The sequence below is a fragment of the bacterium genome (genome assembly GCA_029210965.1).
Taxonomy (GTDB): domain Bacteria; phylum BMS3Abin14; class BMS3Abin14; order BMS3Abin14; family BMS3Abin14; genus JALHUC01.
Window position 1 is genome coordinate 1 of the sequence record JARGFZ010000056.1, and the last position, 13,438, is coordinate 13,438.

Here is a 13,438-nt window from a genome sequence, read left to right on the forward strand (position 1 = left end):
AATCGCCAACGCACCGTCCGGAGTTGATGATGACGCCACTCCTCCGGCAGGACCTTCAGCTCGAACATCCGGAACAGGTTGTAGGCCAGGATACCGATCCGGAAGAACACCGCGTTGGCGCCAAACTGTCCACACGGCATCCGCTCCATACCAGGCCCGAGCTTCAGCTCCTTGATCCGGTTCTCGCTGTGCTCACCGCGGGCGTTGTACCATCGAACCGTCTCTTCCGCCGTCTCCTCACGGTTTGAGGCGATCACCTTGTAACGCACTTTCGGGTCCACCCCGTCAAACAGATCCCCCTGAACCGGACGACGAACCACCACCAGACGAAACGCCTTTTTCGTCTTCTCCATGTCTTCATGATCACAATAATTGAACACACTCGTCTGGTACGCCGCGCTGTCTGAACGAAACGCGCCGATCCGCTTGCCTTCAGGCATCCGGCGGCAGCACGTCTTCAAAAACTTCAGATTCCTCGCTCCGGGACTGTCGTTGCCCTCCCGAAACTCATCCGCCACCACCAATCCATTCTCAGCCAGATGACCCACCATCGGCATGTAACCCTTGAAACCCTTGTACGTCATACGCGCCGACTTTTTGTCCGCCTCGATAGCCGTCGCGTCAATATCCACTGTGTACGACTCGTGACCATCATCTCGCAGTGACCGGGTCAGGACATTGCGAATGACCTGATCAAGACCATAAAGACCGCCGCTCACCCACATCCGGCGAAGCCAGTTGCCCACCGCGTCCGACGATGGAATGCGATCCAGACCCGGAAGATCGCGAAGAGCCGTATCCTGCCGTATCTGGCGAAGGTCCTCCAGGGACTGACCACCGCCGTTGAGCATCAACAACAACGGCATCACGAATTGGGATGGACGATAACCGGCGCCGCTGCCAGGGGAGGGAAGACAACCGTCCACCAGATCGGGAAGCCCGATGCCATGAGCAAACTCTCCTAAAAGGGCCAAACCAGCATGGGCTGTGATTGTGTCCTGGGTCATTTCAAGCTGTTATTTCAAGTGTCAACGCAAGCTTGAAAGGAAGCACCGTTTTCGTTATCATTTTCTCACCTTGTTGGTTAGTTGTGGAAAGTTCGTCTGTTAACGTAACTTACCATCCCAACAAGGTTTTTTTATCCCCAAAATCCAAAAAATCAGATCAATCGCGATTTTGGGGACAGTATAGAGTGCAGGGTGCAAAGTGCAGAGGGGTTTTAATAACGCAAAACATGGTTTATGTACGATGGCAGGTTCGCGGGAAAATGCATTACTTCTACTAATACTAATACTTTATTTCCATCATTCCCTCTGATATCATTTTCAATTACACCAAAAGGAAGGAAAACGTTCATCAAGCTTGGCCAGGGTAAATTATGGAACAGAGAGTACGCAGACTCGAACAGGACATTATGAAACTAAAGGCTGCCTACGATCAGTACTTCGCCGGGATTGAGCGCAGGCCCCCAGAGAAACTTGCCCAAAAGGTCGCCAGGGAGGTCCGTATCCTCACCTCCACTGTCATGACCAATACCGCTTTGCGATTTCGCAATCAGCAGGCCATTTCCCGCTACAATATTTATCAACAATACTGGCAGAGGAACCTGAGGGAGCTCGAAGAGGGCAGAAAACCAATACGGAGGGTTGTGCCCCCCGCCCCTGTCCCCGAAGCAACCCCGGGAACCACCCAATCCCTGGAGGGAGAGGCGTCCGGAGTTTTTGAGGTTTCCACCCAAACCAGCAACAAGGGAGAGATGGATAAACTTTTTTCCGCGCTCACCCGGGAGTACAAGAGTATCGGTAACGGCAAGACACCCGATATGGAAAAGGTTCGCAGTGCCCTGGAACAGCAGACCAAAGCCATTCATGAAAAGTACGGCAGCGAAAAGGTGGCTTTTAAGGTGATTAACAAAGACGGCAAGGTGACCATCAAGGCCGGTCCGGCAGACAGGCGGAAGACATGACGCAGCCAAAAGTCGCGGAGCTATTGGAAAAGCTTACCCGTATTATTCCCGGAATAGCGGGTTATCAGGACCGGGGAAAAAGGCGGGATGCTGACAAGGCAGTGCGAACGAAAGCCGCTTTAGAGATCTCAAGATGCCGGGATCTTCTCTCCGAGGCCATGAACGACCTGTCCAGATCGGGGGGACTCAGGAATCTGAGAGTCATTGGCAACCTTGAGCGATTCGTCACCAAATTCGATCGCATCGAGGATGAAATGCGCTATGCCCCCTCAGGTTACGCAGGATGGTTTGACCGCGAGGGCATTACTCTTGAGGACCTGGAGAGGTTGTACGAATATGATCTCGGTCTGCTCAGCGCTGCCGAAACGCTGGCAGACTACATTTGTACCGCGGAAAAGATCGCTGTTGACCCGGAATGGTGGACCGGCCTTGATGAAGCGCTCCGGGACCTGAGGAACGCTTTTGAAGGCCGAAGAAAGGCGCTGGAAGGTCAGGAGGCTGATCGTGAGTGAGTTCATCGAGGTTCTGGAGTGGATCGATAACACAGGTACGGAAATGGTTCACCGTATCCCCCCGGAGGGGACCGGAGAGATCAAGTTCGGTGCTCAACTCATCGTAAATGAGAACCAGGCTGCTGTCTTTTTCCGCGACGGACGTGCCCTGGATGTCCTTGGTCCCGGCCGTCACACCCTGACTACCCAGAACCTTCCTCTCCTCACCAAGGCTCTCAGCTTGCCCTTCGGCTTCAAGAGTCCCTTCAGGGTGGCCGTCTATTTTGCGTCCATGCAGACTTTTACCAACCTGACATGGGGAACCAGGGACCCGGTGGCCTTCAGGGACAAGGAGCTGGGAATGATCAGGCTCCGGGCTCACGGCAACTACACCATAAGGGTCGTCCAGCCCATGCTTTTCGTTAATGTCCTCGTAGGGACCCAGGGCGTTTACACCACCGATGAGATCTCCGACTACCTGCGAGCAATTATCATCTCCCGTATCAACGATCTGCTTGGTGAAAATCTGGATACCGTCCTGGACCTTGCCCAGGTATACGAGGAGCTGGGGGCCGCTGTTAAGGCCCGTATCAGGGAGGATTTCCTCAAATACGGTATCGAGGTGAGAGATCTCATAATCCGTTCCATTACCCCTCCCGATAACGTCCAGAAGATAATCGATGAAAGAGGGAGCATGACTGCTGTAGGTGAAAAAGACTACCTTCGCTTCAAGGCGGCCCAGTTCATGGGCGATGCGGGAGGAACCGGTGAGGGAGGGGCAGGAGGTTCATCCTCAGCGGAGTCAGGTATGGGGCTGGGACTGGGAGCCGGACTTGGTATGATGGTCCCGTCTTTCCTTCGTTCAACTCTCGAAGGCAATGGGCCTTCCGGCGGGGCCTCCGGTGGAGATCCATGCCCCCAGTGTCAGGCCGACCTGCCCAGGGACGCGCGTTTCTGTTTCAGGTGCGGCACCCCTGTCGTCAGGGGCCAGGTCTGCGGTTCCTGCGGGAAGGATCTGCCGACGGACGCCCGTTTTTGCCACCATTGCGGACTGGAGATGAAAAAGAATAAGCCGGTTTGCGGGAAGTGCGGCAAAAAGGTCCCCGAAGGAGCCCGTTTCTGCCTGCATTGTGGTGATAAGGTCGAATAGGAATCTATTCAAACTGTGAACCGCTCCTGTTACGTCAGCCATCACTGCCCCCAATGCGGCGGTGAGGTGGTTTTCGATCAGGAAGCCACCGGTACCCGGTGCAGATACTGCGGCGCGGGGCTCATGATAACAGGAACCGGTGCGACCTGGCTCAATTTTCTCATAAAACCCACTATAAGTGTGCGGGAAACGGCCCACGAGGTCACACGCATCGCCATGAAAAACGGCTGGAAACCACCCCTTTTGAGATCGGTCCTCCCGTTCTACTTCCCCTTCTACAGGACTACCGGCCACGCTCTGAAGTGGGTCCGTGGTCCCAAAGCCGGGTTGGACATGGATAAAGTAGTTCAGGAACGGCTGCTCACCCGGCCAGTGGACCTTATGCGTCCGGCCCACAGCGATCTGTCTCCAGGGCTGTTTTCACCAGGTTACCGCGCCCAGTCGCTACACCTTTTTCTGGCCACACGGGAAAATGGCGGCAAGATGCCTTTCGCTCCCATCCAAAGGGACAAGGAGTCCCACAGCAGGAAGATGGATGAGGATTTCTTCGCCGGGATGCCCGACCCCGGGTTGAAGGTGACCGAGGAGAGGATGTTTCGTCTGTGGGAGAAAAACTCTATTCTGTTCTTTCCTTTTTCCCTGGTGGAGGTTCGGGAAGGAACCAACGTCAGACTAATGCTCATCGACACGGTGGGGGGGGGCCTCGTCAGGCAGCTAAAGCATGAAGAGATGGAAAAGCTCCTCGACAACCTGGATCTCAAGGAAAGCAGGTCTCCCGGTGAGACCCGCCTGAAACTGGCGCCTCTCATTTGTCCTGAATGCGCTGGTGAGTTGGACCCAGATCCCGCGGTCCACCTTCGCTTTTGCCGTTCCTGCGCCAAAGGATGGGAAGCCAGGCGGGGAGTGTTACAGGAAAGGGAGTGTCTGTGGGCTGGCGATCCGGATTCAAGACAGGATCCTTCTACCATATTTTTGCCCTTCTGGCTGCGTCGCGGGAAAGAAAAGAGCCTGTTCATCCCCGCCTTCAACGTTCGTTCTCCACGGCTTCTTTTCAACCTGTCAGCCCGTTACTATCATGCGGATTTCCCCGCCCGGCCCATTCCCTACCATAACAGGATGAGTCTGAAACCATTTCCGGTGGGCCTGCCGCCGGACGGGGCGGACGAGATGGCCGAGGTGGTTGCCGGTACCGGATCCAAAAAGCCCTTCCCCAGGAAAGGGACAAGCCAGTCCCTCCTTCTGGTTCCCTTCAAAAGGCTGGGTTCGGATCTTGTAGGACCACGGGGACTTGCCGTTCCGATCTCGAGTCTGGGAGTGAAAATATGATGAACAGGCATTGGCGAATGAGCATCTTTCTGTCCCTGATTCTGGCCGTCCCTCTGGCGGCAGCGCTGGATTCCTTCGGTGAAGACAAGGTGGATACCGGCCGGGCTGTCGTGGCGCGCATCGTTGTGGATGGACCCATTAGCCCCATAAGCGCCGATTACATCCAGAAACAGGTTGAGATGGCCCAGAGCGAAGGGCTCGATCTGGTTATCCTCCAGCTCGACACCCCCGGCGGGCTGCTGTCCTCCACGAGGCAGATCGTAAAAACACTCCTCGGATCCGAAATTCCCATAGCTGTTTATGTGGCTCCCCCTGGGGCCCGGGCCGCATCAGCCGGGGTATTCATCACCATGGCGGCCCACGTGGCTGCCATGGCTCCGGGCACCCACATCGGCGCGGCCCATCCTGTGAATATCGGGGGAGGAAATCCGCTGAGCCCGAACAAGGAAACCCCTGAAGAGGAGAAGAGGGGAAAAGGGGAAGAGGGGAAGGAACAGGACGCAGAACGCAGCACGCAGGCCGCAGAAGATGAAAAGCCAGCACCGCCTGCGGAAAACGATAAAGACGTTATGGGACAGAAGGTCCTCAACGACACGGTGGCCTTCATCAGGTCTATTGCGGAGAAACAGGGGCGTAACGCCGATTGGGCTGAAAAGGCGGTGAGGGAGAGTGTGTCGGTGACCGAAACCGAAGCCCTTGAGCTTGAAGTTATTGATATCATCGCCGGGGATGTGGAGGAATTACTTGCGGCCATGGATGGGATGACAGTGAAGGTGTCAGGTGGAGAGATCGTCCTTGCCGTCAAGGGAGGCACTGTTCTGGATCGCCCCATGGGGTGGAGGTATCGGGTGCTTGGAACCCTATCTGACCCCAACATCGCCTACATCCTCATGATGCTCGGCATATACGGATTATTCTTCGAGCTGGCAAACCCCGGGGTCATCTTTCCAGGAGTGCTGGGGGGTATCTTTCTCATCCTTGCCTTCTTTTCCTTTCAGGTCATCCCCATCAATTACGCTGGATTCCTTCTTATATTTCTGGCGGTCATCCTGTTCATTCTGGAGGTGGCGGTGGTTTCCTATGGTATGCTCTCAGTAGGAGGCGTAGCAGCCCTGTTTCTGGGAAGCACCATGCTTTTCGATACGGCAGAGCCTTACTACAAACTGTCCCTGTCTCTGGTTGTGGGTGTGACCGCTTTTACAGCCCTGTTCTTTGTTGTCGGCCTGGGCCTCGTCATTCGTGATAAGCGAAAGAGGCCTACAACAGGAGCTGAGGGGTTGATCGGGGAAGCAGGGGTCGTCACTGTGCCCCTAACTCCCCAGGGCACGGTGAAGGTGCACGGAGAGATATGGAGGGCCCAAGCCCAGGGGCAGGTCGACGCAGGCAGCAAGGTGAAGGTGAAGGCTATTGAGGGATTGATGCTGACGGTGGAGGAAATAGATGAGAATAACGAAACGTAAATGCGTGCATGCGTGGAGCGTTCGTGCGAGCAGTTTTTCGCACCCACGAAATGACGCACCCACCCACGTACGATAAAAACATAGGGGGTAAATCATGTTTCCAGCAAGCTATCTTGTTTTAGGCGGCATACTCGCGGTGGTCATGTTCCTGACCTCCGCCTTCAAGATCACGAGGGAGTACGAAAGGGCAGTGGTCTTCCGGCTCGGGCGTTTGATCAAGACACGGGGGCCCGGCCTGGTGATCATCATACCGGTCATTGAAAAGATGGTCCGGGTCAGTCTGAGGCTGGTAGTTATGGACGTCCCTCCCCAGGACATCATCACCAAGGACAACGTTTCGGTGAAGGTGAACGCGGTGGTCTATTTTCGGGTCATGGAACCGGCCAAGGCCATCGTCGATGTTGAGGATTTCTATTACGCTACGAGTCAGCTGGCCCAGACAACCCTCAGGAGCATCCTCGGGCAGGTGGAGCTGGATGATCTGCTGTCCGAGCGGGAGAAGATCAACCACGACCTCCAGGAGATCCTGGACGCATCTACCGATCCGTGGGGGGTAAAGGTTGCCAACGTGGAGATCAAGCACGTGGACCTGCCCCAGGAGATGCAGCGGGCCATGGCAAAGCAGGCCGAGGCGGAAAGGGAGCGGCGAGCCAAGATCATCGCCGCAGAGGGCGAGCACCAGGCAGCCGAAAAACTGGCAATGGCGGCCGACATCCTCTCCACCAACCCCCAGGCCATCCAGCTGAGATACCTGCAGACCCTCAGGGAGATCGCCACCGAGAACAACTCAACGACTCTTTTCCCCATACCCATGGATCTTCTCACCGGGTTTATGAAGCTGGTTGACAAAGCTGGCGGGGATAAAGACAAGTAACACAAGGAGGGAACATTCAACATGACGCGTATATTCAGCCTGTTTATCGCAAGCTTTCGGTACCTTTTCGCTCTGGCCGTCCTGGCCCTGGTGGTCCTGGCAATGGGATCTCTGGGGCGGGGCCTGTTCCAGTTGGCAAACCTTGCCCTCACCGGCGGGTTCGTCCTGGAGCCGGGAAGCGGCGCCTTGGTTGTGCCCTATTTTATAAGGGCCGCATTCCTGTATTTCCTGGCGGTGGCCTTCGGGTCCCTGTTTGTGGGGGATATACCGGCTCCACAGTGGATGGTGGTGAATAACCTTTTCCAGCTCAGGACCAAGGTCTTGACTTTTGTTTCCGTTATCCTGCCCCTCGGTTTTATGGGAAAGATGATGGAAACTGAAACCTTGACTGTGGGCATCCTCTACTCAGGGGCGGGCGTCTTCCTTGTTCTCCTGGGTATCTTTTTTCTGATCCGGTACGGTTCGCCCTCGGGGGATGAAGGCATGGCCCGGGAAGGTAACAAGGTCACGGGAACCAGGTCTCAGGGAGACAAACGCCAGGAAAGCAGACCCCAGGGTGACAGGTCCCAGGACAATCGGCGGAAAGATGAACGCCGTCCGGGAAACAAACCGGTTCGAAGCGCTGCTGACCAGGCCCAATGGCTGGATAAACAGAAGGAGGATCTGAAGTTTCAAAAGGAGAGCCTGGATAAGGCCGTTGACAAGGAACTCTCCGGGGAGCCTGGGGAACGCCCGGCCAGCCACGTTACGGTGAAGCCTGCACCGAGGAGGCCGAGGGGGCGTAGGTAGTCCGCCTTACTCCGGCGGACAATCGGACACGGGGAACCTGAGACGCGGAGACACGGGGAAAATCAGGAGGGGGAGAGTGGTTGAGAGGGAGAGTGGGAGTAAACCCCGGACATGGCGAGGAAATAAGGACGGAGGGCAGTTTCCTCTTTGTCATTCCGGGCAAAGACCCGGAATCCAGCCATTCTTGCCGCGGCGTAGTTCGGAGAACGAAGACGGGTAGCCCCAAATTGCCGCGACGACCTGGCGAAGAGTCAAGTTTGATTAATCTTGACATTCCGACCTCAGCAGATACTCTTCCATGAATTTTGAATTTTGAATTTTGAATTTTGAAACCCGAAACCTGCAACCAGAGACCCGAAACTGAAAAAACGGAGTTTTTTCTATGAAGATCCACCTTGTACACCCCAAATTCCTTAGCGACGAGCTCATTACCCAGGAGCACGACTTTCTCCATAAGCTCTACGATTCCCTTGGAACGGACGAGCCCATGGAACACCCTGACGCCTTTCGGTACAACGCCAGGCGGGGACAGCTTTTCGCCAGGCACCGCAGGCTGATGGAGGAGATGCTGCTGCGCACCATTTCCCATACCACCCTGATCGACCGCCGCGATATCGATCCTGACCATTGGGGCGCCCCCGATGTGACTCCCGAGGATGTGATGAAAGAGGTGGAGGAGCTAAGGGGTGGACCTGGTGGGCGGGTCCAATGGCCAGACAGCAGTAATCCTGGCGATTTCACCTGCCTTAATGAGATCTCCACGGTTCTCATTGTGCACACCGAGCAGGATATCCTCAGGGCCCTGTGGCGGATCTACCGTTTTTCTGTTATGGAGCAGTCCTACTCCGGATACCGTTCACTGACCGAGACTCTCCAGGGGAGGGGTAATGCATCGGTCTTTATGCTTTTCGATCTGATCCTGGAGGAAACCCTGTCCAAGGACCCTGACGATAGTGCTCCGGCTGTTACCTATGAGACCATATGGGAGTATTTGCAGGAGGGAGCCACCCAGGAAGAACAGGCCGATTATGCTCGGCTGGCAGGGGAGCTTGTACCGGGCAAGGCCAGCGTTGATATGCGCCGGTTCCTCGCCTCTGTGGCAGCACGCCAGGAGATCGAGGACTTAACGCGATCGGCGCTGTTGGCGCCGTATATCGGCTAGCACGCAGCACACAGTTGAAATCCCAACCTAAGATCTTGACAGCCTAAACAGGTTTTATAATTCTTTTCCTGCATCCTGCCTGTCCCGAGCCCAGTCGAGGGGCGTTCTGCTTCACTTGCACTGCTTAACCATTAGTGCTTTGAGTTGAACTGAGGCTTTCGGTCCCCATGACCCTGCCTTGTAGATATGCAGCAGGTGTTTCGGGTCCTTGCAGGCTTCGCACTCCTTCAGGACCGGTTCGATAAACCCCCACGCCAGATCGATCCCGTCCTGTCTCCAGAACAGCATCTGATCACCATGCATGCAGTCCAGGATAGCCTTTTCGTAAGCCTTGAGCTTGGGCCCTGCATATCCTTCCTCGAAATCAAAGTCCATCTTCACTGTGCGAAGACAGGTTTCGGCCCCCGGGCTTTTAGTCTGGAAAGAAATAGTGATGTGCTCCCTGGGCTGGATCCCCATGGTCAGTACGTTGGCTGTGATGTATTTCCCCAGCACGTCGCGGAACATGGAGACAGGAACCTCCCTGAACTTGATGACGATCTCGGTGAGTTTCGCACCCAGTCGTTTTCCGCTTGTGAGAAAGAAGGGGACGCCCTGCCATCGCCAGGTGTCGAGATATACCTGCATCATTCCGTAGGTGGGAACATTGGATTTGCCGTTAACCCCCTCTTCGGACCGGTACCCCTTGACATGTTTGCCGTCCACGGTGCCGGGCCCGTACTGTCCCAGGACCAGGTTCTCGAAGAGGTTGCGGGTGGGGAAGGGCCGCAGGCTCTGGAATACCTTGACCTTCTCGTTGTGGACGGCGTCGGATTCAAAGCTTGTGGGCGGTTCCATGGCGGTAAGAGCAAGGAGCTGCAGCATGTGGTTCTGAAACATGTCCCGCAAAACGCCTGATTTTTCGTAGTAACCGGCCCGTTTTTCCACCCCGAGGGTTTCCGATGCGATGATGTCAATATGCTCGATATAGTTCCTGTTCCACATGGGTTCGAAAATGGCGTTGGCGAACCGGAAGATAAGGATGTTCTGAACCGTTTCCTTGGCCAGGTAATGATCGATGCGATAGACCTGGCTCTCGGAAAAACTCTGGTGGACGATCTTGTCCAGTTGCGCCGCCGAGGCGCGATCGCTACCGTAAGGCTTCTCCACCACGATACGGGTCCAGCCGTTGCCGCCCTCATGTTCTGCGGCGAGGCCGCTCTCTCCAAGCAATTGGGCAGTGGTCCCGTAAAGGAACATAGGGAGAGCGAGGTAGAAGATGCGGTTGCCATCGGTGCCGCTTGTGCTATCCAGTTTTCGGAGCTGTACCGCCAGTTCCCTGTAGGAATCGGCTGAATCATACTGGACGGCGCGATAGTGCAGCCGGTCCTTGAATTTATTCCAAAGGCTCTGGTCTGTGTCATCCTCCATGACAGATTTTTCCATGCTGGAACGGAATTCTTCGTCGGTCATGGCTGTCCGGCTGCAGCCCACCACCTGGAACCGCTCCGGCAGGCCGCCCTTTCCGAAGAGGTGGTAAAGGGCGGGGATCAGTTTCCTGGATGTCAGGTCACCCGAGGCCCCTATGATGACCAGCGTGCACGGGTCGGAGGGCGGCTGGAGAAGGCAGCCCCCTGATGGAGGGTCGGCTGTGGTGTGGCCCTCGACCACGGCGGAAAGTTCAGTGTCCGTATCTGGTTTTTTATCGTCCATCCAATGGCATCCTTTTGTTCAAACTTTCCACCGTGGGAAGAGGGGAGGAGGGGGAAAGGTGAAAAGGGGACAGGAAAATGTTTGATCTCGCCTCTTCTCCTCCTCTCTTTTTCTCCTCTTCCTGTTATTTCTTTTTTACAGCATGCCCCCCGAACTCCCGTCTTAACGCGGCCAGGACCCGGTTGGAAAAGGAGTTGTCCTGCCTGGATCTGAACCGGGCAAAGAGGGATAGGGTTATAACAGGGGCAGGTACGGAAGTATCGATAGCCTGCTGGACGGTCCAGCGGCCCTCTCCGGAATCGTCCACGTGCCCTGTGATCTCATCCAGGCGGGCATCGTTTTTAAACGCTTCCTCGGCAAGCTCCAGCAGCCATGACCGGATCACGCTGCCCTGGTTCCACAGGTGAGAGACCTGGGAGTAGTCGAGGGCAGGTCCATACTCGGAAGCCTCCAGGATCTCGAACCCTTCACCGTAGGCCTGCATCATCCCGTATTCGATACCGTTGTGGACCATCTTGACGAAATGTCCCGCGCCGGTGGGCCCGCAATACAGATAACCTTCTTCCGGTGCCAGGGTCTTGAAGACCGGTTCCAGATGATCGAACCTCTCCCTGGGTCCGCCCACCATGGTGCAGTACCCTAACTTAAGGCCCCATATTCCTCCGGACACGCCAGCGTCCACATAGGCGATGCCGGCAGGTGCCAGCTCACCTGCCCGCCGGATGTCATCCTTGTAATAGCTGTTGCCCCCCTCGATGATGGTGTCGCCGGGATCAAGTAGCCCTTTCAACTGGGAAATAGTGTCATCCACCGGTTTGCCTGCAGGGAGCATGATCCACACGGTTCGCGGTGCTTCAAGCTTGCTTACGACCTCTTCAAGAGAATAGGCTCCTGTTCCCCCTTCCTTAACAAGTTCATCGGTTTTATCCCGTGTCCGGTTAAAGCCGATGACATCATGACCTCCGCCCAGAAGCCTGCGGGCCATGTTCATACCCATCCTTCCGAGACCCAGCATAGCTATCTGCATATCAAACACCTCCTAATGGGTTGAGGGACCCTGAGCGTGGTCGAAGGGAAGGCCTATCATTGCAATTTGCATAATGGGCAACCTCCCTGCCTACGAGGGTTTAACTTCCACTGCACAACTATTTTAACATAGAGGGACCAAGGTCACTTGGAAAACCTGGGGATTGAAAAAACGTTCGTCATTCCGGACGCTGCTGTGCTGCGATCCGGAATCCAGCCGCACCTGGCATGATTGTCATCGCGAACCGTCACCCATGTGACTTGTCACGGCGAAGTTCATAGAACGAAGACGGAAGCGATCCCGGTTACTATAAAATGCGATGCTTTTAACGCAGGGTTTCGCAGAGCGACCAAGCATAGCCGCACCGCAGGGTTACGCAGGGTAAATTTTTAAACTGAGGGAAGAACGGTATCCAGGTTTTACGGATCACGAATTACGGATCACGGATCACAAATTACAGCCTTTTCACCATATCAATTCGTTGAACACGGGCTCATAAAGGTCGGCGTCTTTTTCATCCATCCCGAAAACATCCATGAGCAGGAGCATGTTGAAGTTGTATCGCAGCTCAGGTTCCAGGTAGGGATCACCCTTGAGCAGGTACATGGCGTGTCCCTTGACCTGCCCCAATACTTCAGCACCGTCTTCCCTCAGGGCCCTGGAGATCTGAACCGATCGTATGGGTCCCAGTCCGTCCCTGGGCGCGGGAAGGGCATCCAGGTCACCTAACTCCAGAAGCCGGCTGAAGGTTTCCAGGGCAGGTCTGTAGACTTTGACTTCGGGATCATATTCAACGGTGGGATCGAGGAACGGCATCTGCACCCCTTTCGAAAACACCCCCTCCAACAATATTAAAGTAGCTTATGACGTGACCCTTCGCAAGGGTGGAGATAAAATGTAATACACTGTAATAACGTGGTCAGGGGATGATTTGTGGCGTTTCTGACTAATAAAGTCGGGTATACCGCAATTCACTCCCTGACCCCAAAAATTCCCCCCGATGGTTTTCTCCAGAACTTCCTACTCCTGTTCGCTTGTCACCTTGGATTTGTACTGTAAATAGAACCATAAACCGTAAAAAATAGTTGTTAAAACGATCAATCCAAAATCAATGGTGATGTCCATATAGTGGTGTAAAAAGAGACGGCGCAGGCCGCCTTCTGTAGAATGGGTTGAGCTCGAATCAATCCATAGACAGGAGGGAGGACTACGCCATGAACAGGATACCAGCAAGTCATCGTATTGACCAAGAGATTTCCGAGCACCTGGACCGTAAGCACGGGGGTGAGCTTCTTCACGAGTTGGGACAGTCGAGCCTGGTGAAGCTGATTGCCGAGCTTGTGGAGCGTGAGGTGTCGGAGTTTCTGGGCCGCGGCTACTACGAGCGTCGTGATGGAGAGGAAGATCATCGTGGTTACCGCAACGGAGTCCGAAAGCGCACTTTCAAGGGCAGTGAGGGTTCAGTGAAGGTTCCGATCCCGAGGGTACGCGAGACACCTGA

Annotated in this window: 12 protein-coding genes and 1 pseudogene; 9 read left to right on the forward strand and 4 right to left on the reverse strand. The window is 55.2% G+C overall.

Annotated features, from left to right (window positions below; translation table 11 throughout):
- Positions 1–1,068, reverse strand: a pseudogene (locus P1S59_13365) (transposase).
- Positions 1,069–1,378: 310 nt separating this feature from the next.
- On the opposite strand from P1S59_13365, the gene P1S59_13370 reads away from it, so the two are divergent.
- The 8 genes from P1S59_13370 (at position 1,379) to P1S59_13405 (ending at position 9,218) form a co-directional block, all read left to right on the forward strand.
- Complete coding sequence (locus tag P1S59_13370) at positions 1,379–1,966, forward strand: hypothetical protein (GenBank protein ID MDF1527230.1); 588 nt, start codon at positions 1,379–1,381, stop codon at positions 1,964–1,966.
- Positions 1,963–2,478, forward strand: a complete 516-nt coding sequence (locus P1S59_13375) for a hypothetical protein (GenBank protein MDF1527231.1) — start codon at positions 1,963–1,965, stop codon at positions 2,476–2,478. The genes P1S59_13370 and P1S59_13375 overlap by 4 nt, the downstream gene beginning before the upstream one ends.
- Positions 2,471–3,607: an SPFH domain-containing protein gene (locus P1S59_13380; GenBank protein MDF1527232.1), complete on the forward strand. Its 1,137-nt coding sequence runs from the start codon at positions 2,471–2,473 to the stop codon at positions 3,605–3,607. Before P1S59_13375 ends, P1S59_13380 begins: the two co-directional genes overlap by 8 nt.
- A 15-nt stretch (positions 3,608–3,622) precedes the next feature.
- Positions 3,623–4,933 (forward strand): hypothetical protein, encoded by a 1,311-nt coding sequence (locus tag P1S59_13385; protein ID MDF1527233.1) that lies wholly within the window; start codon positions 3,623–3,625, stop codon positions 4,931–4,933.
- Entirely contained in the window at positions 4,930–6,393 is a 1,464-nt protein-coding gene (locus P1S59_13390) for a nodulation protein NfeD (protein ID MDF1527234.1), read from the forward strand. The genes P1S59_13385 and P1S59_13390 overlap by 4 nt, the downstream gene beginning before the upstream one ends.
- 94 nt (positions 6,394–6,487) lie before the next feature.
- Positions 6,488–7,267, forward strand: coding sequence for a slipin family protein (locus tag P1S59_13395; GenBank protein MDF1527235.1), 780 nt, complete (start codon positions 6,488–6,490; stop codon positions 7,265–7,267).
- A gap of 21 nt (positions 7,268–7,288) precedes the next feature.
- Positions 7,289–8,056: a hypothetical protein gene (locus P1S59_13400; GenBank protein MDF1527236.1), complete on the forward strand. Its 768-nt coding sequence runs from the start codon at positions 7,289–7,291 to the stop codon at positions 8,054–8,056.
- A gap of 382 nt (positions 8,057–8,438) precedes the next feature.
- Positions 8,439–9,218 carry a DUF1722 domain-containing protein gene (locus P1S59_13405; GenBank protein MDF1527237.1) on the forward strand — a complete coding sequence of 260 codons (780 nt, stop codon included), beginning with the start codon at positions 8,439–8,441 and terminating at the stop codon, positions 9,216–9,218.
- 111 nt (positions 9,219–9,329) lie between these two features.
- Here the strand turns inward: P1S59_13405 and zwf are convergent, their stop codons facing one another.
- The 3 genes from zwf to P1S59_13420 form a co-directional block, all read right to left on the reverse strand.
- Positions 9,330–10,910, reverse strand: coding sequence for a glucose-6-phosphate dehydrogenase (gene zwf / locus P1S59_13410; protein ID MDF1527238.1), 1,581 nt, complete (start codon positions 10,908–10,910; stop codon positions 9,330–9,332).
- A gap of 124 nt (positions 10,911–11,034) precedes the next feature.
- On the reverse strand, positions 11,035–11,937 hold the full coding sequence (gene gnd / locus P1S59_13415) for a decarboxylating 6-phosphogluconate dehydrogenase (protein ID MDF1527239.1): 903 nt from the start codon (positions 11,935–11,937) through the stop codon (positions 11,035–11,037).
- Between the two features lie 465 nt (positions 11,938–12,402).
- A complete protein-coding gene (locus tag P1S59_13420) occupies positions 12,403–12,774 on the reverse strand; it encodes a hypothetical protein (protein ID MDF1527240.1) in 372 nt (123 codons plus the stop codon).
- A gap of 377 nt (positions 12,775–13,151) precedes the next feature.
- Here P1S59_13420 and P1S59_13425 point away from each other — a divergent pair.
- On the forward strand, positions 13,152–13,438 hold a 287-nt coding region (locus P1S59_13425), incomplete at its 3' end, for a transposase (protein ID MDF1527241.1).